Here is a 25,399-nt window from a genome sequence, read left to right on the forward strand (position 1 = left end):
AAAACACATATATAATTTTTATTCAAAAATATAAGCCATACCTTAATTGTAATAACCAATTTTTTAGCTACTTTGTACCTAAAAATAGGTATTCCTAAATATTTTTTCCATAAAAATTAATATAAAAACACATATATAATTTTTATTCAAAAATATAAGCCATACCTTAATTGTAATAATAAAGCCGATATAAATATCGGCTTTTAGTACTATCTTTCTATAATTATACCGTGAGCAATACCTGCTATACTTTCTCCTTGTTGTATACTTGTAGGGCTCATTAAAGCTCCTGTTGGTATAAACAAAATTCTATTAAGCTCACCCTTTTTTAGCTTATCATATATCATACCTGCAAAAGTTGTGCCAGCACAAGCACAACCACTCCCACCACTATGAGTATCTTGTGTATTTTTATCAAATATCTCTATACCACAATCAGTGTAGTTTTTAGATATATCATACCCTGCTTTTTGTACCAATTCTATTGTAAGTTGTTTTCCTACATAGCCTAAATCTCCGGTAAAAATCATATCATAATAATCTGGTTGTATGTTAAAATCTTTTAAATTATTTATAATAACATCAGCTGCTGCTGGTGCCATAGCACTTCCCATATTATTAGCATCTTTTATACCTAAGTCTACTATTTTACCTGTTGTTATTCCTTTTATTTTTATGCTTTTACCTGTATCTGATAAAATTAAGGCTGCTGCTCCTGTTACTGTCCAGGTAGAAGTTAGTGGACGTTGTGTACCAAGTCCTAAAGGAAACCTAAACTGTTTTTCTGCTGCACAAAAATGACTAGATGCACCTACAAGTATCTTTCTTCCTACTCCACTTTCTATATTAATAGCACCAAGAGCCATTCCTTCCCCTATTGTAGAACAAGCACCAAATATACCAAAAAATGGTACATTTAAATCTCTTATAGCATAGTTAGAACCACTACTTTGGTTTAATAAATCCCCTGCATATATATAATCTATATCGCTAAATTGCAATTTTTCTTTTTGCATAACTAGCTTCATATTTTCATTTACCATTTTGCTTTCTGCTTTTTCCCAACTATCCTCTCCACATAAACTATCTTCTAAAATAACATCAAAATAGTCTTTTAAAGGTCCTTCTCCCTCCTTTTTCCCTACAGTAGATGCTGTATTTATTATAAAAATATCTTTATCAAATATTGCCGATTGTTTACCAATATGTTTGCCCATATATATCTCCTTAATATTTCACAAAATAATATACAAGTCCAACTAAAACAGACGCAAGTGTACCATATAATATAACTGGCCCTGCTACAATAAATATTTTTGCACCAAGTCCTAGTATAAATCCTTCTTTTTTAAACTCTAAAGCAGGAGATGTAACAGAATTTGAAAACCCTGTAATAGGTACTATAGAACCTGCCCCTGCAAAGTGTCCTATTTTTTGGTAAAGCCCAAGGCCTGTTAGTAAAGATGCTAAAAATATAAGTACCATAGAGGTATACATACCAGTTTCACTTTTAGATAGTCCGTACTTATCTAGCATATTCATTATAACTTGTCCAATTGTACAAATAAGTCCACCTACTAAAAATGCCCTTAAACAATCTTTTCCTATATGGCTATTAGGCGAAAGTTCCTTTACTCTTTGTTGGTATTGTTGCTCAAGCTGTTGTTGTTTTTTAGATTTTTCCATAATGTCCTCCTACATATAATAAAAACTAGGTATTCTAGAATATATTATAGAGCCTATTAGCTTTCCTATAGCTACTGCTACTATAAAATATTTAAGCCCTGTTTGTACCCTACCACGCCTTGTAAGTATTGGTATAACATTTAATATCTCAGCTAAAGACACTGCTAAACAGCCATAAAATATGCCAATACAACAAGCATATAAAACTACAAAAACTTTGCCTATTGGCAAATAAAAATTAAATATCATAGACGATGTACCAATAATACCACCTAATATAATTGCCTCTTCATAAAGCTTTATTTTATCTTCTGTCCTTGTTTTTTGTGCAAGCCTTGGCACTACACCTATTATTGTTATAAATGCAAAAACGGCACCAGATATTATTACACCAGATGCAAAAGCCAGTATTACAACCAAAATATATTTAAATATTTCCATCTTTATTATTACCACCTTTTGTCTTTTCTACATTTAATGTATCTATAACATTATCTGTAACATTTGCCTCATAAGTAGACATTTCTACCTCTATTGGCGTTGGGTCTGTTGTTATCTTTTTACCCATAAAGTGATTAAAAAATACTATTATACCAACGGCTAATCCAATAGAATATGGTATATCCAAAATCATAGGGTTTTCTATCCTCTCATTAAAAAATATATAATAGTAATTTTCAAACACTTTAGACATTTGTGCATCAGAGTGAAAGCTCATAATTGCTGTTGTAGACCCTGCTAAAAGTATTATTGTAACTGCTATCACTTTTAAAGTTTTAATAAAAGATTTATTTTTTTCTTTTACTGGAGAATATTCTAAAACGGTGTCCATCTCTCCTACATTATTTATAGTATATCCAGGCATAGCTTTATCTAATGCGTTTATTATATCAATAATGGATATTAAGTAATTTTTTTGGTCTTCTTCTTTTATCTCCATTATTTTTATATTTTTTACTCTCTTTAATATTTCATCTGGAGCATAAACTTCTGCAATATCTTTTATATAAACTTTTTTTACTTCAGATAAAGATACCTTTTTAAATGGTTTCACATATATATCCAATATTATCACCCACTTTAACAAATGTCCCATTATATTCTTCTTTTTTATTACTACTTGTAAAATATATTAAACATACTATACTAACAATAAGTACTAATATTAATATAAATTTATACTTAAAAAAAATATATATCCCTCCTTATAATTAATATATATAATATTTTTTACAAAAATTATAAATTTATTCATTAATAATTTTTCCTTTAAAAATATAATTTATATCTTAACTGTACTTAAATAAAAAAAGACATAATGAACAAATCAATATGCCTTTTTATATTAATAACTAATGTTCAAAACAGCTACCACCTATAAACTCTCTAATAATAGAATTAGGCGGAATAAAATCTAAACAACTTATAGGTAAAAAACTATCTAAAAATTTTATAAGCCTTGTAGCCTCGCTATATTCTTCTTCATCTTTTGTTATTTTATATAATAGAGGGTCGGCAAAAGGTTTTAAAACTGCTAGTTCATATATTAATGCCGAATTAAATATAACGTCTGCCTCCCCTTGAAATGGAAATATATTTTTTACCTCACCTTTAATTACATCAGACCATATTTTTATAGTTTTATTAACACCAAAACCTCTAAAATAATGGTCTCTTACAAGCCTTCTAAAAATCCTTGCATCTCTTGTAGATATTCTATTATGGCTATCTATGTTAAGTTGAGTTAAAGCACTTATAAATATTTTAAATTTATCTTTTTTATCTATGTTTTGGCTTATTTTTTCATTAAGTCCGTGTATCCCCTCTATAATTATTACTTCATTTTCTTTTAATGTTATAGTTTTACCTTTTTCTCTTTTACCTGTTATAAAATTAAATTTAGGTATTTCTGTTGGTTCTCCTTTTGTAAGACTTTCCATATCTTTGTTAATCCTTAAAACATCTAAAGATTCTAAACATTCAAAATCTGGCTTACCATCTTCATCTAAAGGGACATCATCTCTATTTAAATAATAATTATCTAAAGATATAACATATGGTTTTATCCCATTTACTTTTAGCTGAACACATATCCTGTTAGCAAAAGTTGTTTTACCAGAAGATGAAGGCCCTGCTATTAAAACTACTTTTTTATTATTTTTTGTTATCATATCTGCAATATTTGCTATTTTCTTTTCTTGTAAAGCTTCAGATATTAATATAATATCTTTTATACGTTCCTCACATATGGCCTTATTTAAAGAGCCAACATAATCTATACCTATAATCTTTGCCCAACTAGCAGATTCTTCAAAAACTTCTATTAACTTTTTAATATTTTTATACTCTGCAAGTTCTTTAGGATTATTTCTATCTAAAAAGTTTAATGTAAAACTATTATTTTCATTTTTTATAAGTTTAAATCCAGTTAAATCTTTTGTATCTATTGCCATATGCCCGTATAAATAATCATATGTATCTTCTAGTTTATATAAATTTATAGATGACTTTCTTACAAAACTAAGACCATTTGCCCTATCATACATTTTGTATTTATTTAAAAGCTTAATACACTCATTAGTAGGTACATTTATTTTTTTAATTGGCTTATTTTGTATGGCTGTATTAATCATATAATTTGATATTTTATCTAGTAAATCTTGAGTTATTTCTACGTTTTCTATTTCACAAAACCAGTTTTGATTAATAGAATATTTTATAAATATCCTTGTATCTTCTCCCAAAATATTTCTTATAGCATTTATCATTAATAATGATACACTTCTTTTATATGTTAAATAAGAATGTTTATTTGTTATATCTAAAAACTCTATTTCACAATCTTCATCTATTTCTTTTAAAAGTTCAATATTTTCATTATTAATTTTTGCTAAAAATATAGGATAATTAAACTTATCTTTAATTTCTTCTTTTATATCATACAAGGTAGTACCTGCTTTTAATGTTTTTTGTAAAATTTGTTCATTATTATATCTTATTTTTACGTTTATATCTTTCATAAAAGACCCCCTTTATACAATATTTAACGTTTGACCATTAACACTAGATGTAATACATTCTATATTCATATTAAGCTTTCTTGAACAACTATTTATGTAATCACATATAACAGGTACAATAATAGCTTCACTTGCATAATGTGTTGCATCTATAAGACATAAGCCTAAGTCGTTAGCTACTTGAGAATTGTGATATTTTATATCTCCTGTTATGTATACATCACAACCCTTAGATATAGCTTGTAACATAAAATCTACCTCACCACCAGCACCAGTACATATACCCACTTTTTTAATAGGTGAACCTAAATCACCAGATACTACTAACTTGTTTAAATTTAATATTCCCTTTACTTTTTCTATTAAATTACTAAATGGGATAGTCTCTTCAAGCTCTCCTACTCTACCAAGACCTACTAGGCTATTATCTTTTTCAAACAAATTGCTAACCTTTTCAAGATTTAAAAGCTTTGCAAATGTATCGCTAGTACCATTTATAGCTATATCTAAATTAGTATGAGCAGAAAAAACACAAATATTATTTTTTACAAGCTTTATAATCCTGTTGCCTAGTGTATCTGATGCCTTTATAGATTTTATCCCTTTAAAAATAAATGGGTGATGAGTTATAATCATATCACATTTTTTATCTATTGCCTCATCTATTATTTTATCATCTATGTCAAGAGCTACCAATATTTTACTTATTATTTTGTTTTCATCTCCTACCATAAGACCTACATTGTCCCAATCTTCTGCTAAATTAGGGTTTGCATATTCTTCCATAATATTTATAATATCACTGCATTTTACAGACATTTTAAAACCTCCTTATACATTTTTATATTTTTTTCTATTTCTAAAATACGGCTTTCCACATTAGTTTTTTTTATATTTCTTAAAACTATTTCCATTTTATACACTTGGTCTTCTATATATTCCTTTAAAATTTTGCATTTATTAGCTATTTCAAACTTTCCAAATATATATTCTTCATTTTTATATAAAACATCTTCTTTTCCTTTTATAGCCTTTATTATAGTATAATATTTACCATCATCTTTTAACATTTCATCGTCTATTATTTTAAAATTATTATTATGTAAATATTTTCTTACCTTGTCTATATCTTTTTGTGGTTGCAGTATTAGTTCCTTTGCATTTTCTGTTATATCTTTTCCATTTTGTAAAATATCTATCATAAGCATACCACCCATACCTGCTATAATAATAGTATCAACCCTATCTTGCAAATTTATTTTTTCTAATCCATTTCCAAGCCTTGTTTGTATACTATCTTGTAGGTTATATTTTTTAATATTATCTTTAGCTTTTTGTAAAGAACCTTTAGATATATCACAGGCTATACCACTTTTTATTTTATTATTTTTGTATAAAAAAATTGGTATATATGCGTGGTCTGTACCTATATCTGCTATAATACCATTTTTTGTAACTTTTTGTGCTATTTTATTTAATCTATAAGATAATTCCATATTAACCTCATTTATTTTATTAATTTAAAAAATGTACCCATAAAATATGAGTACATTTTAACACAAATTTAAATTAAAAACAACATTATTTTATAGCATTTTGGAATGCCTTCATCATAGCATCATCTTCAGATAGTCCTTCTTCTTTAGCTAATTTTATATTTTCTATAACTTGTTTATAAGCTTTTGGTATAACTTTTATAAATTTATTTATTTCTACATCAAAATTATCTAATAGTTTTTTAGCTTTTTGACTATTTGTATATTTATAATGATTTTGCAACATTTGTTTTAAATCTTCTTTATCTTCATTATTAAGCTCTTCTAAAAGAATAAGCTCCATATTGCACTTATCAGAAAAATTTCCATCTTGGTTGTAAACATAAGATATACCACCACTCATACCAGCACCAAAGTTTCTACCAGTTTTACCTATTATTAAAACTTTACCTCCTGTCATATATTCTAATCCGTGCTCACCTATACCCTCTACAACAGCTATAGCACCACTATTTCTTACACAAAAACGTTCTCCAGCTATACCGTTTATATAAGCTTCACCTTTTATAGCTCCAAATAAAGCTACATTACCTATTATAACATTTTCCTCTGGAACAAGGTTACTTTTTTCACTTGGTGTAACTATTATTTTACCACCACTAAGCCCTTTACCTACATAGTCGTTACAATCTCCTAAAACTTTCATTGTAACTCCATTTGCCAAAAATGCACCAAAGCTTTGACCGGCAGAACCCTCAAAAGTTAGATTTATAGTATCATCTTTTAACCCTTGCTCACCTTTTACTTTTGTTATATCACTAGATAAAACTGTTCCACAAACACGATTAGTATTTGTTATATTAAATCTAGCATTAACCACTTTATCTTCATATATAGCTGGTTCACATAATTTTAATAATGTATTATAATCAAATGATTGTTCTATATTATGGTTTTGTGGAGTGTTAAAAAATCTTTCTTTATCTGATACACTACCTTTTGGTTGGTACAAAATACTTGATAAATCTACTGTTTTAGCCTTATAGTTATCTACCTTTTTAGGCACTAGCTTTTCTACACGCCCTACCATTTCTTCTATTGTTCTAAAGCCTAGCCTTGCCATTTGCTCTCTTAAATCCATAGCAATAAATCTCATAAAGTTTTCTACGTGCTCTGGCTTACCTTTAAATCTTTTTCTAAGCTCAGGGTTTTGCGTAGCAACTCCAACAGAACAAGTATCCATATGACAAACTCTAAGCATAGCACACCCTATTGTTATTAATGGAGCAGTGGAAAAACCAAACTCTTCTGCACCAAGTAAACAAGATACTAAAACATCTCTACCTGTTAGCATTTTACCATCTGCCTCTAAAACAACCCTATTTCTAAGGTTATTTAGCAATAATGCTTGATGAGTTTCGCTAAGTCCAAGCTCCCAAGGTAACCCTGCGTGTCTTATACTTGTTCTTGGAGCTGCACCTGTACCACCATCATATCCACTTATTAATATAACATCTGCTAAACTTTTTGCAACTCCAACAGCAATAGTACCAACACCAGCCTCACTAACTAATTTTACACTTATTCTAGCATTTCTATTAGCATTTTTCAAATCGTGTATAAGTTGTGCCAAATCTTCAATAGAATATATATCGTGGTGTGGCGGTGGAGATATAAGAGAAACACCAGGTGTAGAGTTTCTTGCTTTAGCTATCCAAGGATATACTTTCTTACCTGGTAAATGGCCACCTTCTCCAGGTTTTGCTCCTTGTGCCATTTTTATTTGTATTTCTACGGCATTTTGTAAATAATTTATAGATACACCAAAACGTCCTGATGCTACTTGTTTTATAGCAGAACATTTAGAATCTCCGTTTTCCATAGGTACAAATCTTTCTGGTATCTCTCCACCTTCGCCACTATTAGATTTAGCACCTAATCTATTCATAGCAATAGCCAAGCATTCGTGTGCTTCCTGGCTTAATGAGCCATAGCTCATAGCCCCTGTTTTAAACCTTTTTACAATACTTTCTACACTTTCTACTTCATCTATGTTAATAGGCTTATCATCAAAACGTACATCTAGCATACTTCTAATAGTACATAGTCCTTCGTTATGACTATCCATAATTTTGGCATATTCTTTATATATGTTATAATCTCCTTCTCTAACTGCTTTTTGTAGCAACGTTACAGTTTGAGGGTTAAACATATGGTATTCCCCATTTTTACGCCATTTGTAATCTCCACCATATAATAAGTCTTCATTATTTAAAAAGGCTTCATCGTGTCTTATTCTAGTTTCTTTTTCTATATGTTCTAAGTCTATACCACCTATTCTTGTTGTAGTATTTGTAAAAAATTTATCCACAACATTTTCACATATACCAAGGGCTTCAAATATTTGTGCTCCTTGATAACTCTGAAGTGTAGATATACCCATTTTAGACATTATCTTTATAATACCTTTTGTAACAGCTTTAGAATAAGTTTTTATAGAGTTTTTTCCATCTTCAAAAATATCTTCTATAGTTTCAAAAGCTAAATATGGATTTATAGCATTAGCACCATACCCTACTAAAAGTGCAAAATGATGTACCTCTCTAGGCTCTGCAGATTGTAAAACTATACTTGTTTTTGTTCTATTCCCTGTATTTATCAAATGATGGTGTACACCTGAAGATATTAATAATAAAGGTATTGGCATATTGTCTTTATCTACACCTTTATCCGATAAAATTAATATATTAGCACCATTTTTAACTTGCTCATCAACTTGCCTAAACACGTTATCAATAGCATCTTTCATAGTAATTTGATTTTTATTATAAACTATTGATATATTAGCCACTTTAAAATCTTTATTAAGATTTTTTATTTTTGCAAATTGTTCATTTGTAAGTATTGGCGTATCAAGCTTTAATCTTTTACAATTTTTACTATTAGGTTTTAATAAATTACCTTCACTACCAAGATAAGATATAGTACTTGTTACTATTTGCTCTCTTATAGCATCTATTGGAGGATTTGTAACCTGTGCAAAAAGCTGCTTAAAATAATTATATAAAAGCTGTGTTCTTTCAGAAAATACTGCAAGTGGAGCATCATTACCCATAGCACCTATTGGGTCTTCTCCTTTTTCTACAATATCTTTTATAGTAAGCTCTATATCTTCTTTTACATATCCAAAGGCTTTTTGTCTTGTAAGTAAATCTAAACTTTCTTTATCTTCTACTTGTGCATTTTCTATATCATCTAAACATACTAAATTATCTTTAAGCCAATCTCCATAAGGATTTTCTGTTGCTATTTTTTCTTTTATATCACTATCTTCAATAATTTCACCTTTTTTAGTATCTACAAGCAACATTTTACCTGGTGTAAGCCTATCTTTTTTAACAATATTCTCTTCTTTTATAGGTAAAACACCAACCTCTGATGATAATATTAAATAATCGTCATTTGTTACATAATATCTAGCAGGTCTTAATCCATTTCTATCAAGAGTAGCACCTATTACATCTCCATCTGTAAAACCAATAGCAGCAGGTCCGTCCCAAGCCTCTCCCATTAAACTATTATATGCATAAAAATCTCTTTTTTCCTTGTTCATATTATCATCATTTTCCCAAGGCTCTGGTATAGCCATCATAATAGCTTTAGGCAAGCTATACCCACAAAGATTAAGCATTTGTATATAGTTATCAAGCATAGCAGAGTCGCTACCGTCTTCATTTATAACTGGTAATATTTTTTCTAAATCTTCATCTGAAAAAACATCTGTTTCAAACATTTTTTCACGAGCTTTTATCCAGTTTACATTACCTCTAATAGTATTTATCTCTCCATTATGTATAAGGTATCTATTAGGGTGTGCTCTTTCCCAACTAGGAAACGTGTTTGTACTAAAACGTGAATGAACTAGAGCTAAAGCACTTTCAAAATCTAAATCTAATAAATCTATATAAAATTTATCTACCTGTTCTGGAGTTAACATACCTTTATATACAATAGTTTTACAAGATAAAGATGTAAAGTAAAAATAAGGGTCATTATTATCTTTATTATATCTTATTTCTTTTTCTGCTCTTTTAGATATTATAAAAAGCTTTCTTTCAAAATCTTCTTCTGTTTTTAAATTATCTGCCTTTTTAATAAACACTTGCATAATATAAGGCATAGAATTTTTAGATGATTTTCCAATACACTTGCTATATGTAGGAACTACCCTAAAACCTAATATTTGTTGATTTTCTTCTTCTATTATACTTTTAAGCCTTTTTACAGTATTTTCTCTTATATCTTGATTGTGAGAACAAAAGAACATACCTATACCGTATTCTTTTTCTTTAGGTAAATCTATGCCCTCATTTTTACATACCTTTTTCATAAATTTGTGAGGTATTTGAGTTAAAATACCAGCACCGTCACCTGTATCTTCTTCACTGCCAACTCCACCTCTATGAGTAAGATTTTTAAGTATTTTTATAGCATCTGTTATTATATTATGGCTTTTTTTACCTTTTATATTTGCAATAAAGCCTATTCCACAGTTATCGTGCTCAAATTGTGGGTCGTAAAGTCCTTGTTTTTTTGGTAAACTATAATTCATAAAAATTCACCCTTTCTATTTTTAATATATATTAAACTTTAACCATATAATCTTAATAAATATGTTGTATCAATTATTTTAATATATTTTTATTAAAAAATCAATAAATTTATACTTTTTTGACTTTTATTTTAAAATTTAATTCATTTTAATAGACTTATAAATAAATTTAGTATTATTTTTGCAGTTATTTTTTTATTTAAATTCATTTTTCAGAAAATTTATTTTTGCCACATTTCAATTATTTTAAATTTTATTTTTATAGGTATGTTGTTTTTATCTTCTGCTTTTGTTACTATATCATATTCTGTATCTGTTAAAATACTTTTTAAAAGCTCTTTATCTTCCTTAGGCACTTCCTTAACACTAGCATCTACAAAGCATAATGGTGGAAACATAACACACCACCAGTTTTTACCTTTAGCATTACCTATCTCTACTTTTAAGGCCTCATATTCTCCAGCAGGTAAAACAACATCTCCATATTGTTTTGTAGGAAAATTATCAAAAGATATTTTAGCATTAACATCATAACTATATCCATTTTCTATTATTATTTCTTTTGCCTTTTTCTCTATTTTATCCAAGTTTTGTAACAAAATTATTCTTGTTTCATCTTTAGACATACTACTATGTAATTGGTTTTCTAGCATTTTTACTATACCGTCTTTTACTTTTATTTTTAATTGTTGGTCGTAGTCCTCATCACTATTTGCTAAAACGTGTAACCTAATAACTTCATCTGCTATACCTTTTTGTATATTATATGAATAGCTTTTTGTAAATAGCATAAATACCATCGTTATAAATGTTCCTATAAATATTGATAATAATAATATATTTTTTTCTCTTTTTAATATATTCATAATATTTTCTCCTTAAAAACTAATCTTATATTTATTATTACCATATTTTTCTAATATATACATAACTTTTATAAACATTTTTTATACTTAATTTTTTAAATATAATGTATTAAAATAAATAGATAAAAAACTCCTTTTAAAAGGAGTTTTTTATCTATTTATTTTTTCTTATATTATCTATCATATCTTTTTTAAGGTTGTATAGTTTTAAAGATAAATCTACTGGTAAAATATGTGGGTTTATAAGCCTTTTATATTCATTCCAAAGGCTTGCTTTTTCTTCTTCACAGTATTTTTTTATATCCATAGTTTCTCTTTTTTCAAAAACACATTCTCCGTCTAAAAATACTGGTTGCAAAAGCTCTTTTGTATAATATTCATTAGCCTTTAACGTCATTGTTTTCCAAGTATTTATAGGGTGAAAAATAGTTAAATCTTCATTTTCATTTATAGTTTCATCTTCAAGGCAAATAAGGTCTGCTTTTATCTTATTAGTAGCCTTATCATAAAGTCTAAATATTTTTTTAATACCAGGATTAGTAACTTTATCTGGATTTTCTGATAATTTTATCTTTGGCAACATTTCTCCGTTAAATTCTTCTGCACACAGCTTATAAACACCACCAAAAGCAGGACAATCACTAGATGTTATAAGATTTGTACCAACACCCCAAACATTTATTTTCGTACCTTGTTGTTTTAATGAAGATATAATATTTTCATCTAAATCGCTAGATGCAGCTATAATAGCATCTTTAAAGCCTTCTTTATCAAGCATAGTTCTAGCTTTATCTGATATATATGCTAAATCTCCACTATCTAAACGTATACCATAATTTTTAAGCTCTATACCTTTTTCCTTCATTTCTTTAAAAACTTTTATAGCATTTGGTACACCACTTTTTAAGGTATCATATGTATCTACTAGTAATATACATCTATTAGGAAAAATATCTGCATAAGTTCTAAATGCTGTTATCTCGTCCTTAAAACTCATTATCCAACTATGTGCGTGTGTACCAGATATAGGTATGTTAAACATTTTACCAGCAAGCACATTACTAGTAGATGTACACCCACCTATTACGGCTGCCCTAGCACCATATGTCCCAGAATCTGGACCTTGTGCTCTTCTAAGACCAAATTCCATAACAACATCACCTTCTGCTGCCCAAGCCACTCTTGCCGCTTTTGTAGCTATAAGGCTTTGGTGATTTATTATATTTAATATAGTTGTTTCTACAAACTGAGCTTCTATAATAGTAGATTTTACTCTTATTAAAGGTTCTCCAGGAAATACTATTGTACCTTCTGGTATTGCATAAATATCTCCTGTAAATTTAAAAGTTTTTAAATATTCTAAAAAGTTTTCTTTAAATATATTAAGACTTCTTAAATAATTGATATTTTCATCATCAAATTTTATATTTTTTATATAATCTACCACTTGTTCTAGCCCACAAGCTATTGCATACCCATTATTACTTGGATTTTTTCTATAAAACATATCAAAAACAGCCTTTTTGTTATGTTTATTATCTTCAAAATATCCTTGCATCATTGTCAACTGGTAAAGGTCTGTCATAAGAGTTAAATTGTTATTCATAACGTCCTCCATATAATTAAACCTACCAAAAAAGGTAGGCTTAATCAAAATATTAAAAAATTGTTTTATTCTCTGTTTACACGAACTCTAAATGTTTCATCATATTTTTTACCATTTTCATCTTGAGCATATATAGTATATCTTATGCTACTTCCAACTTCTTCTGCTGGAAATTTAAGCTCCCAAGTGTATTCATCTCCACTTACACTAGAATAAGAAGTTTCATATGCTATTCTAGCACCCTTATTATCTTCTACCCAAACTTTAGATATAGCTTTATTAGTATATACAGCTATTCTTATATATTCATTTTTATAAACTTCAGGTGTTTTTAAGTTATAATCATATATTTTACCAGTATCCTGTCTATCTAAATAAACATTTAGTTTTGTAGATGTTTCTTTACCATTTTTATCATAAGCTACAACTTTTAACCTATCTTTATTAGATGTTGTTACTGTAACTCTTGCTTCCCATTCTCTAATAGAGCCATCATTATCATAGTTAGTAACTTTTGTCAACTCTTGGCTACCTTCAAATACTTTAATATGGTCTGCCTCACCTGTTGTTCTAATTATAAATTTAACATTATCTCCAGATACAGCACCAATATCTCTTTGTTTAGTATTTAGTATAACTAAATCTCCTCTACTATATGTAGAAGCACTAAAGCTTAGATTTTCTTTTACTTTTTCTTTATCCTTATTATATGCAGCTACATAAAATCTGTTTCTACCACTATTTTTAACAGGTATATCCATTTCCCAAATATACCCACTACTATTTTTTATATCTGCAAATCTTGTTTCGTCTACAATTCTATCATTTTCATCTAATACTTCTACTCTATCAATATCTGATGATGTTTTTACAATAATACTAATAGTTTCATCTATATATACATCGTCATTTAAAATAAATGTATCGTATATTTTAAGTTTATCATTTGAGTTGCCACTACCAGCACCACCAACATTTATTTTTAATGTTTCATAATTAGTTTCATATCCAGTTGAAGAATTACCAGGGTATGCTTTAAATTCTATATCCCCTCTATCCTCCATAGTAATCTCTGTTTCAAAAACTCTACGGCTATTATCATTATCTACTAGTTTGTAATTATATAATTCAATTAATCTTTCTTTTTTAGAAGAATCTATTCTTACTCTGTCTGTATTAGCATTAGCCTCTATAACTAATTTAACCTTATCACCTCTACCTACTTCTTTTTTATCTGCTGTAAAAGATGTAATTTTAGGTTTTATATTACCATTTACACTAATAGCACAAACTTTATAAGCATTAGGGTCTTCATTATATGTAGTTAAATTTCCAGGTACAGCTTTTAAAGATTTAAATACACTTTTTGTAACATTAGGCGTCCAAGGAATAGAAAATAACCTTGTTCCATCTGCATTAGTACTATATGTATTAGCTTCTGCAATAATATTATTGTTTTCATTTATGTCTAAAATTTTTATTCTATCTGTTATGTTGCTTGTTGTTACTGCAATATTTATTTTTTCTCCACTATTAACAGTTGTTTTATCTGGCACAATGTTTAAAACAGTAGGTTCATCTGCAATAATATTTACAGTTCTTGTAGAATTATCCCAAGTTACTGGATTGCCTAAAGCCTCGCTAAGCATTCTTACAGGCATCATCATTCTATTTTGTATAACAGCTGAAGGTGTGTCAAAAGTAGATGCTTTACCATTTACTGTTACAATGTTAGTACGCATAGTATGTACTACAACTCTGTCGCCTTTTCTTAGAGTAGTTGTTTCTGTTTGTTTGTTCCACTCAACAATAGCCCCAAGAGTTTCTGCTGTTTTTCTAAAAGGTACCATAGCTCTTTGGTTCATAATTTGTGGCTGTGCATCATCATATGCAATAAGTAAACCATTTAGCTTAACGTACACAGGCTCTGCTGCAAAAACATTAAAGCTAGGAACTAACATTGTTAATATTAATGCTAAGGATATAGCGTATCTTTTTATTTTATTAACCATATATTTCATTTCCTTTCATATTATAATACAATTAAATTATATCATATATTGTAGCTTGTAACATTTCCAATTAATAACATATTTATTACATTTAGGTTACAAGTTATTTTATACCGTATTTTTCTCTATAAGCTATCATTTTGTCTAAATATTCTTTACCGTCTATTACATCATTTTTAATAGCCTCTATAATATCTATAATAGTAACAATAGGGTATACTTTTATACCAAATTCTTCATAAACTTCTTGTATAGCAGATTTTTCATTGTTACCTTTTTCCATTCTATCAACGGATATAATAACAGAATCTACCGTTACATTAGCCGAATTTTTTAAGATAGGTAAACTTTCTCTTATAGCAGTACCTGCTGTAATAACATCTTCTATAATAGTTACTCTATCCCCATCTTTAAGGCTATATCCTACCATAACACCACCTTCGCCGTGGTCTTTAGCTTCTTTTCTATTAAAACAATAGTTTAAGTTTTTGTTATAGTCTTTATATAAAGCAGATGCAACTGTTACACAAAGCGGTATACCTTTATATGCAGGGCCAAATAACACATTGCTATCTATTCCGTTTTCTTCCATACATTTTGCATAAAAATATCCTAATTTATTTATTTGCTCTCCTGTGTTGTAATTACCTGTATTAATAAAATATGGTGTATTTCTTCCACTTTTAGTTACAAAATCACCAAAAGTTAAAACACCAGAGTCACACATAAATTTAATAAACTCATCTTTATAGCTCATTTTTTATCCTCCAATATAATGAAATCTAAGTTATATAAACTAATTATAATACATTTTTAAAATTTTACAATGTTTAATTTACTTTTTTTTATTTTTGTTATAAAATGTTACTGTATTTAAGAAAGGAGTTTATTATGACAAATAAAAATAAAGGAATATTTTTTATTATATTATCGGCTTTAGGGTTTGCTCTTATGAGCCTTTTTGTAAAGCTATCTGGAGATTTACCTTCTATGCAAAAAAGTTTTTTTAGAAATTTAGTTTCTTTAATTTTTGCATTTTTTATTATAAAAAAATCTAACATAGGGTTTAAATGTAAAAGAGAAAATATCCTCCCATTAGTATTACGAGCTTCCTTTGGCACACTTGGTATAATATTTAACTATTATTCAATACAAAATTTAATATTGTCTGATGCTACTATGCTTAATAAACTTGCTCCATTTTTTGTAATTATTTTTTCATTTTTTATTTTAAAAGAAAAAATTAAGCTATGGCAAGTTTTATCTATATTAATAGCATTTTTAGGTAGTTTATTTATTATTAATCCAAATATTATAATAGGAATACTAAATAATAATTTACCTAAAACAACTCTTAATAGTTTACCTGCATTAGTAGGTGTTTTAGGTGCAATGTGTGCTGGTATTGCTTATACTATGATAAGGTTTTTAAGCCTTAGAGGTGAAAAAGGTCCTTTTATTGTATTCTTTTTCTCCTGTTTTTCTTGTTTAACTATTCTACCCTTTGTTCTATTAAATTTTTACCCTATGTCTATAAAGCAGTTAATATATTTATTACTTGCTGGTATTTTTGCAAGTCTTGGTCAATTTGCTGTAACAGCAGCCTATGCAAATGCACCTGCTAAAGAAATATCTATTTTCGATTATTCTCAAATTATATTTTCTGGCATATTAGGATATTTAGTATTTAACCAAAAACCTGATATATATAGCTTTATAGGATATTTTATAATTTGCTCTGTTGCTATATTTATGTTTTTTATGAATAATAAAAATAAATAAACATAAGTATATATATTTATTTTATGGTTAAAATATTTACATAAAATATTTTAATTTTAGAAGGTGAATATATGTCTAACTTAAATCAAATGGAAATAAATGCAATAAGAGAATGTGTGTCTAACCATATAACTATAGCTTCTAAGCTATCTTGCTATGCTACAAAAGCCTGTGAACCAGAGCTTAAAGAAATGTTTAAATCATCTAGCCTAAAGGCAGAACAATCTGCCCAAAAGTTAGTACAATTATTGTAGGAGGTTATTATGAACGAAAAAGATATGGTTTTAGATATTTTAACAGGTTTAAAAGCTAGTATAATTAGCTATGCAAAAATGATAACAGAATGTAGCGACTTAAATTTAAGACAAATTTTTCAACAAATGAGAAATGAAGCCGAAGAATCTCAATATAATTTGTACAAATTTGCAGAAAAAAAAGGATATTATATACCGTCACCTAAAGATACAGACTATGAAATACAAACATTAAAAAGCAAATTAACACAAGCTCTTACGGCTAAAAATGGTGCAGGGCCTATACCTGTTTTAAAATAATTCTTAAAGTTGGTTAATATTAACCAACTTTTTTTATATAAAATATCAAAAAGTTTATATTATAATATTTAAACATTTTTATTGACATATAGTTTCTTGTTAAGTATAATTATCATATAATAATAATTATTGTTTATGGAGGTGTTTATATGAATAATTGGAATGGCTTTAAAGAACTAGTATTAATAGAAAAAAAAGATGTTTGTGATACAATAAAATCTTTTTACTTTAAATCAAAAAATAATGAAAAATTACCTAAACACACACCAGGTCAATTTTTACCTTTTAAAATAAAAACAAATGATACCAAAATGAAAGATGTTATTAGAACATATAGCCTTTCAAATTTACCTAATGAAGAAATATATAGAATAAGCGTAAAAAAAATAGATGGTGGGTTAATGAGTACATATCTTCATAACAATTTGAAAGTTGGAGATTGTATAGAAGCTATGCATCCTAATGGTACTTTTGTATTAGATGAAAATTTACCTAAAGACACTCCTATTATTTTATTATCTGGTGGTATTGGCATAACCCCTTTATTATCTATACTTTTAGCTAATGCAAAAGATAGAAATATACATTTTGTACAAGCGGTTCAAAATTCTAGTATGCACCCTTTTGCTATTGATGTTGAAAATATCTGTAAAGAAAACAACTTAAAAAACACTATTTTTTATTCTAATCCTTTAAATACAGATACTCTCGGTAAAAATTATGATGTAGAAGGTTTTGTTACAAAAGACTGGATTAAAGATAACTTGCCTTTAAATGGTGCTTTTTACTTCTGTGGCCCTCCAATATTTATGGAACTATTAGAAAAAAATCTTTTAGAGCTTGGTGTACCACAAAATAAAATCAATTACGAAAGTTTTAGCTAATATTACTTGTAATAATAAAAACCACCCGTTAAACAGGTGGTTTTTATTATAAATAAGGGCTTTCTGCTCTAGCCTTTAGCCTTTCCCATCTTCTATCAACTTCTTTTTGCACACTTTCTATTATACTATTATATTTTTCATTTTTTAAATGTTTTGTTCTTCCCATTTTAAACAAATAATCTGTAATACTTAGTTTTTCTCCTTTATCTTCGGGGTTATAATTTATAGTAGTTATACCGTGCTCTATTTCATATAATGGGTGATAGCAACTTTTTACTGCACTTTCTATTACACTTCTTTCATATTTTGGCTCATCTCCCCAGTTTAAAGGGCAAGCAGATAAACATTTTATATAAGAAAGTCCAAATTTTTTACTGTATTCTTGAGCTTTTCTTGCTTTTCTTACAAAATCTGGTATATGGCTTTCTGCTACTGTTGCAACATATGGTATGTTGGTTGCTGCAAATATTTGTGGGTTATCTTTATGAAACATCTCTTTACCATATTCACATTCTCCTATATGACTTGTAGAGCTTTTTGCACCTTTTGGTGTAGAATAGGATAATTGATAGCCTGTGTTCATATATCCTCCGTTATCATATTCAAATATTATCATATTATGGTTTCTTATAGCACTTCCTAAAGCAGAGCCAAGACCTATATCAAGTCCACCATCACCAGAAACCATTATAAAAGTTATATCATCATTAGGCATTTCTCCTCTTTTTTGTTTTTCCTTATACATTTCTAAAAGTCCAGATAATGTAGCAGCACCATTTTGGAAAAGATTATGAACATAATTTACCTTAAAAGATGTTTTAGGATAAGATGTAGTAACAACCATTCCACATCCTGTTTGAAAAAGTAAAACTACATTACCCTCTATGCCACTTAATAAAAGATTTACGTTAACAGGTATACCACAACCAGGGCAAGCTCCGTGTCCTGGAGATATTCTTTTAGGCATAGCTGTTATATCTTTTACACTACCACCTGTAACATTAAATGTTTTTGTATCTTCATTATATTGCACTTTTGTTATATTAAGCTTTGTATCTTCTGCTTTTAAAGGCTCAAAAAACTTAGTATTTTCTTTTTCTATATTCCCTTCATATTTTCCTAAATAATCAAATCTTTTTACTTCATTACCTTCAAGGCAAGAAAAAGCCTCTTCAAAAAGGTTAATAGCATCTTCTACATAAAAATCTTTACCACTAAGTCCATATACACGAGTTATTACTTTTGTGTTTAGCTCCTTTTCTTGCAAACTAGCTTTTATTTCTATGCTCATATTTCCCCCACTAGCACCATAGCTATCTTGTCTATCAAGGCATATTAAAAGCTTAGTATCTTTGCACATTTCATATATATCATTTACTATCCAAGGGCGTAAAACTTTAAGTGTAAATGCACCTGCTTTTTTACCCTCTTTTCTCATTTTATCTACTGCCTCTTTAGCAGTTTCAAAAGTAGAGCCTAAGGCAAATATTAATACATCTGCATCTTTTGTTAAATATCCTTCCGATGTCTTATACTCTCTACCAGATATTTCTTTATATTCTTCAAAAAGTTTTGGTAAATATTCTTTGGCTTCTTCCATAGCTAAATTTAATTGATATTTGTTATTCATCAAATCTGGCTCGTTCATATAAGAGCCTATTGTTATAGGACTATCCATATTAAGAGCAGTATATTCTCTTTTACACTCTCCTATAAAATTTTGTATGTCTTTATCGCTATCAAAAATATGCGCTTTTTTCTTTTGGTGGCTTGTAAAAAATCCATCAAAAGCTATTATAACTGGTAAATTTACCTTTTCTGCTAATTTTAATCCTATTATATTAAAATCGTATACCTCTTGATTATCTTTAGCAAAAAGTATTATCCAACCAGTATTTAAGGCATACATTATGTCACTATGGTCCCCTTTTATAGATAAAGGTCCAGATACAGTCCTACAAGCAACGTTTAAAACCATAGGAAACCTAGTGCCAGACTGTACTGGAAGTTGCTCTAAGCTATATAAAAGTCCATTAGCACTTGTAGCGCTAAAAACTCTACCTCCCCCAACTGATGCCCCATAGCATACACCTGCTGCACTATGCTCTCCCTCTGTTGCTATTAGTTTTGTTTGGCTCTCTCCATCTGCTCTCATAAGGTCTAAATTTTCTGCTATTTGTGTAGATGGCGTTATAGGATAATATCCCATTATATGATAGTTTATCTGTTTACAGGCAATACTTGCAAGCTCGTTACCACTTTCAAATATAACTTTTTGTTTAAGCATACAACCCCTCCTTAAATATTGGTATCTTCTTTATAGCTTTCACTAGTTACAAAAGAGCTAGCACCTACTTTTTCAAAGTCTAGCTTATCTACTATCAAGTCTTTATTTCTTATATGCTGCTTAAATATATTTACATCTTTCTCTAATTTTGGCTCTAATGCATTGGTAGGACATATTTGTGTACATCTCATACACCCTTTACAATGATGATAATCTATACCTAAATTTACCATACTTTCTTTCCCTTTATATTCTCCTTTTACAAATTGAAAAGCAATATCAGGACAAGTGCTATCACAAAGACCACAGTTTATACATTTATCTTTTATAAATATAGGGACATATCCTTCTCTACTAGCAGATATATCATTTGATATACTACTTCCAAAACAAGGGTTTATCCCCCCTATTGGAGCATTTTTATAACCCCAGGCTCTTTCTATATCTTTTGCTACTATATAGTCATATTTATCATCTGGCTTTATCTCTTTGCATTTAACATTTTCATATCCACGCCTTATAGCATTTAAATTTTGCTCTAAAGCTTTAGGATATTTTTTGCCTATTGTATCTTTTATAGCTTGCTCTAGCTTTTCTATACACATAAAATCATTAGTTTTTGCTATTGCTCCAAGCATAACCATATTTACACGGCTTTTTGTTTCTAAAGCTATATTAAGAGCGTCTACACAATAAAGTTTGCCACCATACATTTTTAATATATCTCTAACTTCGTCTGCCTCTTTATCTGTATTTACAACAACAGCTGTATTTTCTGACACCCCTGCCATTACATTTTCCTTGTCTGCTAAAGCTATATGAAAAATACCTAGTATATCTGGTGTTTGTACAGGACTATTTACTCTTATTGGTATATTTTCTTTTGCATATCTTATATATGCCTTTACTGGTGAGCCTCTTTTTTCCGAACCATAGCTTGAAAAACTAGAAGCATTAAGCCCTAAATATAATGCACCATACTCTCCCAATATTTTTCCAGCAAGGTTTGCTCCAAGCCCTCCTATACTTTCTAGCCTTATTTCAAAATAATCTTTTTTAAAGCTCATAAAAAAACCCCTTTCAAAATAAATAACTAAACTTATTATTTATTTTAAAAGGGTAATTTATTCATTTTTTTACTATTTTTCTATTTTCTTTTTTACTGCCTTTTCAAACTTTGTCCTTGGCAGCATAACTATATGTCCACAACCTAAACATTTCATTTTAAAATCTGCTCCAACTCTTATTACCTCCCATTGATAGCTTTTGCAAGGGTGAGGTTTTTTAGTTTGTACAATATCTCCTATTAAATATTCCATATTTTTATACTTCCTTTCTTTTGTTTTCTACTATTTCTACAATTCTCTTAGGATAAGGTATATTAATATTTTCTTTATCAAAACGTTTTTTAATAAAACGTCTTATTTCTCTTTCTACTTGCCAATTTTCTCCTATTTCTGTATCTGCTAATATTCTTATAATAACAGAACTATCTGCTAAATCTATTATACCTAACACTTTTGGAGATGCTATAAGACCTTCTATCATTTTATTTTTAAATATAAGCTCTACTTCATCTTTCATAATAGATATTACCCTGTCTATGTTTTCCTCATAAGCAACGCCTATATCTATTGTTGCTCTATTAAATTCCTTTGACATATTAGTTACTATTTTTATAATACCATTAGGTATAATATGTAAATCTCCATCTGCACTTCTTATTTTTGTACTCCTAAGTCCTATACTCTCTACTGTACCTGTTAGCCTATCAACAGTTATAATATCTCCCACACCAAACTGGTCTTCAAATAATATAAACATACCCGTTATAATATCTTGAACTAAGCTTTGTGCACCAAAACCAATAGCAACACTACCAACTCCTGCTACTGCTATTAATGATGTAACATTTACACCAAAATTTGTAAGTACACTGCATATAGCAATAAACCAGACTGTATATTTAACAACACTTGCTAATACCTCCGATAGTGTTTGTCTTTTTCTTTCTGTAAATTTGTTATTTAACATTAGAGATTTTCTAATAAACGAAGTTAAAATTTTTATAGTAACACCTGCTATTATTACCTGTAAAACACTTAAACCTATGTCTGCTATTAACTCTATAAGCCAATCTAAACTTTTTATAGCCATAACTTTTTCATTTAATTTATTCATCGTTAGTCCCTTCTTCTTTTGTATTTTTATTTTATACTTTGTATAAAATGTGTAAATATTTTTTTACTATCTTCATCATATAATGCCTCTGGGTGCCATTGTACGCCTACAAAAAATAATTGTTTATCAGTACACTCTATAGCCTCTATTATATTTCCACATTTTGCACATACCATAAAATTTTTAGCAACTCTATCTATAACTTGATGATGTATAGAATTAACCTTTATACTATCTTTTTTTATTATATCATATAACTTTGATGACTTTTCTATATTTATATTGTGTGTATAAATACTTTTATCCTCTTTTTGCATATGTCCATCTATATGTTGGTTAATATTTCCACCAAAAGCAACATTTATTATTTGAGCACCTCTACATATAGCAAGTGTAGGTATTTTTCTTTTAAAAGCATCTTTTAATAAAGTTATTTCAAACATATCTCTTTCTATATAGATATCATTTGTTTTACAATGCTTTTTTTCATTATAAAATGCTGGGTCTATATCTCCACCACCTGTTAATAAAATACCACCTATGTTATTATAATCTATATTTTTTATATTATAATCACTTATATAATAAGGTATATTAAAATCTCTTACATTTTTTATATAATTTTTGTTAATAAAAAATTTTTCGCTATCGTTAGAAGGAACTATTAAAATAAATTTTTTCATAAAGCCTCCTTATTTTAATATACTACTATATTTATTATGTTATAAAAAAAATATTATTATTTTTTATAAAATAGTTTTCAAAGTTTAGTTTTTATGTTAAAATTATTATACTATAATTTGTAATTAATGTAAATTGATTAAATACTTAAGGAGTTTATTATGAGTAACTTAAATTTAATGGATATAGATATGCTAAAAGAAGTTGCAAATATTGGTACTGGTAATGCTGCTACTAGCTTATCAAACCTTGTTAATCAACGTATATCTATGACTGTTCCTACTGTTAAGATGCCAGAGTTTAAAAACCTTGCTGATATTATAGGTGGTGCTGATGCTTTAATAGCTGGCTTATTAGTTGGTATTAGTGGTGATGTAGATGGTATTATGATGTATCTTATGACTGAAAAATCTGCTTGTACCCTTGCTAAAGAAATTATGGGTAGAGATAAAAATAATTTTACAGAATTTGATGAAATAGACTATTCTATGCTTACAGAGATTGGTAATATACTTACAAGCTCTTACCTTACTGCTTTATCTCAGCTTATGAACTATAAAATAAATCAATCTGTTCCTTCTTTATCTGTTGATATGGCAGGAGCTATATTAAGTGTGCCTGCTATCGAATTTGGACGTGTTGCTGATAGAGTTTTATTTATAGAATCTACTTTTAGCCAAGATTCTGAAGATAGCACAGATTTAACTGGATTTTTTATGCTTATACCAGAAGTAAAATAATTTTTAGTATTTAACGTGGAGGTAGTTGTGAATACTATTAAAACTTGTACTTATAATATTAGATACGATAATATAGGAGATAGCAACTGGGGTTGGGATAAAAGATGTAAACATATATTAAATATGATACAATTAGAAAGTTTTGATATTTTAGGGATTCAAGAAGCTTTACCTCATCAATTGGAAAGTATAAAAAAGATACCTACATATGATTTTTTTGGAATATCAAGAGATGGTAATACTAACAAAGATGAATATAATGGAATATTTTATAAAAAAGATAGATTTGATAAAATAAATGGCGGTTACTTTTGGCTTTCCAAAACCCCTAATATCCCTTCATATTACAATGGTGCTGGTTGTAAAAGAATATGTGTTTGGGTTATGCTTTTAGATAAAGCAAGTAACAAAAAATTTGTATTTTCTGTAACTCACCTTGATAACCTTTCAGAAGAAGCTCGTATATATGGTGCTAACCTTATACTAGATAAACTATCTAAATATTATAAAGATTATCCTTTTGTCTTAATGGGAGATTTTAATTCTTTTACAACTGATATTGTTTATAAAAATATGTCAAATATTTTTTCTGAAGTAAAAGTTATTTCTAATTTTAATCCTAGAGGTACTTTTACATCTGATGCAGATTTTTGTGTAAATTCTAATTCCAAAGAACTAGAAATAGATTTTATATTTGTAAATAGCCATATTAATGTTAAAGATGTTAACATATTAAGAAACAGTTTTAATAATAAATATATATCAGACCACTTCCCTGTTGTAGCTAATTTATATTAAAAAAATAACTGGTTATATTAACCAGTTATTTTTTTATTTTATATAAATACCTATACCTTTTGATAAATATTTCTCTTTTGTAGCTAATCCACCTCTTATATGCCTTTCAGACTTATTAAGGTCTAAAACCTTTTTAGCTTTATTAGCAAGATTAGGGTTTATAGTTAATAATCGTTCTGTGACATCTTTATGTA

Annotated in this window: 24 protein-coding genes; 6 read left to right on the forward strand and 18 right to left on the reverse strand. The window is 28.3% G+C overall.

Annotated features, from left to right (window positions below; genetic code table 11):
• Positions 1-209 precede the first annotated feature (209 nt).
• The 12 genes from spoVAD to pyrE all read right to left on the reverse strand — a co-directional run bounded on the left by spoVAD (position 210) and on the right by pyrE (position 16,055).
• Positions 210-1,217: a stage V sporulation protein AD gene (gene spoVAD / locus R5Z65_RS06075; RefSeq protein ID WP_317367829.1), complete on the reverse strand. Its 1,008-nt coding sequence runs from the start codon at positions 1,215-1,217 to the stop codon at positions 210-212.
• A gap of 10 nt (positions 1,218-1,227) precedes the next feature.
• A complete protein-coding gene (gene spoVAC, locus R5Z65_RS06080) occupies positions 1,228-1,686 on the reverse strand; it encodes a stage V sporulation protein AC (RefSeq protein ID WP_317367832.1) in 459 nt (152 codons plus the stop codon).
• A 9-nt stretch (positions 1,687-1,695) separates the two neighbouring features.
• Positions 1,696-2,127 (reverse strand): stage V sporulation protein AB, encoded by a 432-nt coding sequence (locus R5Z65_RS06085; RefSeq protein ID WP_317367833.1) that lies wholly within the window; start codon positions 2,125-2,127, stop codon positions 1,696-1,698.
• On the reverse strand, positions 2,114-2,740 hold the full coding sequence (locus R5Z65_RS06090) for a stage V sporulation protein AA (RefSeq protein ID WP_317367834.1): 627 nt from the start codon (positions 2,738-2,740) through the stop codon (positions 2,114-2,116). The genes R5Z65_RS06085 and R5Z65_RS06090 overlap by 14 nt, the downstream gene beginning before the upstream one ends.
• 298 nt (positions 2,741-3,038) lie before the next feature.
• A complete protein-coding gene (locus R5Z65_RS06095) occupies positions 3,039-4,706 on the reverse strand; it encodes a nucleoside kinase (RefSeq protein WP_317367835.1) in 1,668 nt (555 codons plus the stop codon).
• A gap of 12 nt (positions 4,707-4,718) precedes the next feature.
• Positions 4,719-5,525, reverse strand: a complete 807-nt coding sequence (locus R5Z65_RS06100; RefSeq protein ID WP_317367836.1) for a Nif3-like dinuclear metal center hexameric protein — start codon at positions 5,523-5,525, stop codon at positions 4,719-4,721.
• Positions 5,516-6,202: a class I SAM-dependent methyltransferase gene (locus R5Z65_RS06105; RefSeq protein ID WP_317367837.1), complete on the reverse strand. Its 687-nt coding sequence runs from the start codon at positions 6,200-6,202 to the stop codon at positions 5,516-5,518. Before R5Z65_RS06105 ends, R5Z65_RS06100 begins: the two co-directional genes overlap by 10 nt.
• A gap of 85 nt (positions 6,203-6,287) precedes the next feature.
• On the reverse strand, positions 6,288-10,814 hold the full coding sequence (gltB, locus tag R5Z65_RS06110; RefSeq protein ID WP_317367838.1) for a glutamate synthase large subunit: 4,527 nt from the start codon (positions 10,812-10,814) through the stop codon (positions 6,288-6,290).
• Between the two features lie 221 nt (positions 10,815-11,035).
• Entirely contained in the window at positions 11,036-11,680 is a 645-nt protein-coding gene (gene spoIIR / locus R5Z65_RS06115; protein WP_317367839.1) for a stage II sporulation protein R, read from the reverse strand.
• A gap of 154 nt (positions 11,681-11,834) precedes the next feature.
• Positions 11,835-13,286, reverse strand: coding sequence for a nicotinate phosphoribosyltransferase (locus R5Z65_RS06120; RefSeq protein ID WP_317367840.1), 1,452 nt, complete (start codon positions 13,284-13,286; stop codon positions 11,835-11,837).
• A 65-nt stretch (positions 13,287-13,351) separates the two neighbouring features.
• Complete coding sequence (locus tag R5Z65_RS06125) at positions 13,352-15,298, reverse strand: copper amine oxidase N-terminal domain-containing protein (RefSeq protein ID WP_317367841.1); 1,947 nt, start codon at positions 15,296-15,298, stop codon at positions 13,352-13,354.
• A gap of 103 nt (positions 15,299-15,401) precedes the next feature.
• The gene (pyrE, locus tag R5Z65_RS06130; protein WP_317367843.1) at positions 15,402-16,055 is read right to left on the reverse strand and encodes an orotate phosphoribosyltransferase; all 654 of its coding nucleotides are present in this window, start codon (positions 16,053-16,055) and stop codon (positions 15,402-15,404) included.
• A 134-nt stretch (positions 16,056-16,189) separates the two neighbouring features.
• Between pyrE and R5Z65_RS06135 the strand changes: the two genes are divergently transcribed.
• The 4 genes from R5Z65_RS06135 (at position 16,190) to R5Z65_RS06150 (ending at position 18,518) form a co-directional block, all read left to right on the forward strand.
• Positions 16,190-17,080 (forward strand): DMT family transporter, encoded by an 891-nt coding sequence (locus R5Z65_RS06135; protein WP_317367845.1) that lies wholly within the window; start codon positions 16,190-16,192, stop codon positions 17,078-17,080.
• A gap of 71 nt (positions 17,081-17,151) precedes the next feature.
• Positions 17,152-17,334: a hypothetical protein gene (locus R5Z65_RS06140; protein ID WP_317367847.1), complete on the forward strand. Its 183-nt coding sequence runs from the start codon at positions 17,152-17,154 to the stop codon at positions 17,332-17,334.
• Between the two features lie 9 nt (positions 17,335-17,343).
• Complete coding sequence (locus tag R5Z65_RS06145; RefSeq protein WP_317367849.1) at positions 17,344-17,634, forward strand: spore coat protein; 291 nt, start codon at positions 17,344-17,346, stop codon at positions 17,632-17,634.
• A gap of 149 nt (positions 17,635-17,783) precedes the next feature.
• Entirely contained in the window at positions 17,784-18,518 is a 735-nt protein-coding gene (locus R5Z65_RS06150) for an FAD-binding oxidoreductase (RefSeq protein WP_317367851.1), read from the forward strand.
• A gap of 46 nt (positions 18,519-18,564) precedes the next feature.
• Here the strand turns inward: R5Z65_RS06150 and R5Z65_RS06155 are convergent, their stop codons facing one another.
• From R5Z65_RS06155 to R5Z65_RS06175, 5 genes are all read right to left on the reverse strand, one after another.
• Positions 18,565-20,805: a transketolase C-terminal domain-containing protein gene (locus R5Z65_RS06155; RefSeq protein WP_317367853.1), complete on the reverse strand. Its 2,241-nt coding sequence runs from the start codon at positions 20,803-20,805 to the stop codon at positions 18,565-18,567.
• Positions 20,806-20,816: 11 nt separating this feature from the next.
• Positions 20,817-21,872 (reverse strand): 2-oxoacid:acceptor oxidoreductase family protein, encoded by a 1,056-nt coding sequence (locus tag R5Z65_RS06160; RefSeq protein ID WP_317367855.1) that lies wholly within the window; start codon positions 21,870-21,872, stop codon positions 20,817-20,819.
• A gap of 72 nt (positions 21,873-21,944) precedes the next feature.
• Positions 21,945-22,124, reverse strand: coding sequence for a DUF951 domain-containing protein (locus tag R5Z65_RS06165; protein ID WP_317367857.1), 180 nt, complete (start codon positions 22,122-22,124; stop codon positions 21,945-21,947).
• 4 nt (positions 22,125-22,128) lie between these two features.
• The gene (locus R5Z65_RS06170; protein WP_317367858.1) at positions 22,129-22,986 is read right to left on the reverse strand and encodes a mechanosensitive ion channel family protein; all 858 of its coding nucleotides are present in this window, start codon (positions 22,984-22,986) and stop codon (positions 22,129-22,131) included.
• A gap of 26 nt (positions 22,987-23,012) precedes the next feature.
• Positions 23,013-23,669: a gamma-glutamyl-gamma-aminobutyrate hydrolase family protein gene (locus tag R5Z65_RS06175; protein WP_317367859.1), complete on the reverse strand. Its 657-nt coding sequence runs from the start codon at positions 23,667-23,669 to the stop codon at positions 23,013-23,015.
• Between the two features lie 159 nt (positions 23,670-23,828).
• On the opposite strand from R5Z65_RS06175, the gene R5Z65_RS06180 reads away from it, so the two are divergent.
• Positions 23,829-24,407 carry a chemotaxis protein CheC gene (locus tag R5Z65_RS06180; protein WP_317367861.1) on the forward strand — a complete coding sequence of 193 codons (579 nt, stop codon included), beginning with the start codon at positions 23,829-23,831 and terminating at the stop codon, positions 24,405-24,407.
• Positions 24,408-24,434: 27 nt separating this feature from the next.
• Positions 24,435-25,205, forward strand: a complete 771-nt coding sequence (locus R5Z65_RS06185) for an endonuclease/exonuclease/phosphatase family protein (RefSeq protein WP_317367863.1) — start codon at positions 24,435-24,437, stop codon at positions 25,203-25,205.
• Positions 25,206-25,238: 33 nt separating this feature from the next.
• Here R5Z65_RS06185 and R5Z65_RS06190 read toward each other — a convergent pair.
• The coding region (locus R5Z65_RS06190; RefSeq protein WP_317367864.1) for a sporulation transcriptional regulator SpoIIID at positions 25,239-25,399 on the reverse strand (161 nt) is incomplete at its 5' end.

This window comes from uncultured Tyzzerella sp. (genome assembly GCF_963558545.1).
Taxonomy (GTDB): domain Bacteria; phylum Bacillota; class Clostridia; order Lachnospirales; family CAG-274; genus Tyzzerella.

Excerpts from the sequence above, each read along its gene's own strand:
- R5Z65_RS06170 (WP_317367858.1), bottom strand. The coding sequence starts at position 22,986 with ATGAATAAATTAAATGAAAAAGTTATGGCTATAAAAAGTTTAGATTGG.
- R5Z65_RS06085 (WP_317367833.1), bottom strand. The coding sequence starts at position 2,127 with ATGGAAATATTTAAATATATTTTGGTTGTAATACTGGCTTTTGCATCT.
- R5Z65_RS06120 (WP_317367840.1), bottom strand. The coding sequence starts at position 13,286 with ATGAATAACAATTTAACTCTTATGACAGACCTTTACCAGTTGACAATG.
- spoIIR (WP_317367839.1), bottom strand. The coding sequence starts at position 11,680 with ATGAATATATTAAAAAGAGAAAAAAATATATTATTATTATCAATATTT.
- R5Z65_RS06155 (WP_317367853.1), bottom strand. The coding sequence starts at position 20,805 with ATGCTTAAACAAAAAGTTATATTTGAAAGTGGTAACGAGCTTGCAAGT.
- R5Z65_RS06150 (WP_317367851.1), top strand. The coding sequence starts at position 17,784 with ATGAATAATTGGAATGGCTTTAAAGAACTAGTATTAATAGAAAAAAAA.
- spoVAD (WP_317367829.1), bottom strand. The coding sequence starts at position 1,217 with ATGGGCAAACATATTGGTAAACAATCGGCAATATTTGATAAAGATATT.
- R5Z65_RS06125 (WP_317367841.1), bottom strand. The coding sequence starts at position 15,298 with ATGGTTAATAAAATAAAAAGATACGCTATATCCTTAGCATTAATATTA.
- R5Z65_RS06095 (WP_317367835.1), bottom strand. The coding sequence starts at position 4,706 with ATGAAAGATATAAACGTAAAAATAAGATATAATAATGAACAAATTTTA.
- R5Z65_RS06100 (WP_317367836.1), bottom strand. The coding sequence starts at position 5,525 with ATGTCTGTAAAATGCAGTGATATTATAAATATTATGGAAGAATATGCA.
- R5Z65_RS06160 (WP_317367855.1), bottom strand. The coding sequence starts at position 21,872 with ATGAGCTTTAAAAAAGATTATTTTGAAATAAGGCTAGAAAGTATAGGA.
- R5Z65_RS06175 (WP_317367859.1), bottom strand. The coding sequence starts at position 23,669 with ATGAAAAAATTTATTTTAATAGTTCCTTCTAACGATAGCGAAAAATTT.
- R5Z65_RS06140 (WP_317367847.1), top strand. The coding sequence starts at position 17,152 with ATGTCTAACTTAAATCAAATGGAAATAAATGCAATAAGAGAATGTGTG.
- spoVAC (WP_317367832.1), bottom strand. The coding sequence starts at position 1,686 with ATGGAAAAATCTAAAAAACAACAACAGCTTGAGCAACAATACCAACAA.
- R5Z65_RS06165 (WP_317367857.1), bottom strand. The coding sequence starts at position 22,124 with ATGGAATATTTAATAGGAGATATTGTACAAACTAAAAAACCTCACCCT.
- gltB (WP_317367838.1), bottom strand. The coding sequence starts at position 10,814 with ATGAATTATAGTTTACCAAAAAAACAAGGACTTTACGACCCACAATTT.
- R5Z65_RS06145 (WP_317367849.1), top strand. The coding sequence starts at position 17,344 with ATGAACGAAAAAGATATGGTTTTAGATATTTTAACAGGTTTAAAAGCT.
- R5Z65_RS06135 (WP_317367845.1), top strand. The coding sequence starts at position 16,190 with ATGACAAATAAAAATAAAGGAATATTTTTTATTATATTATCGGCTTTA.
- pyrE (WP_317367843.1), bottom strand. The coding sequence starts at position 16,055 with ATGAGCTATAAAGATGAGTTTATTAAATTTATGTGTGACTCTGGTGTT.
- R5Z65_RS06180 (WP_317367861.1), top strand. The coding sequence starts at position 23,829 with ATGAGTAACTTAAATTTAATGGATATAGATATGCTAAAAGAAGTTGCA.
- R5Z65_RS06105 (WP_317367837.1), bottom strand. The coding sequence starts at position 6,202 with ATGGAATTATCTTATAGATTAAATAAAATAGCACAAAAAGTTACAAAA.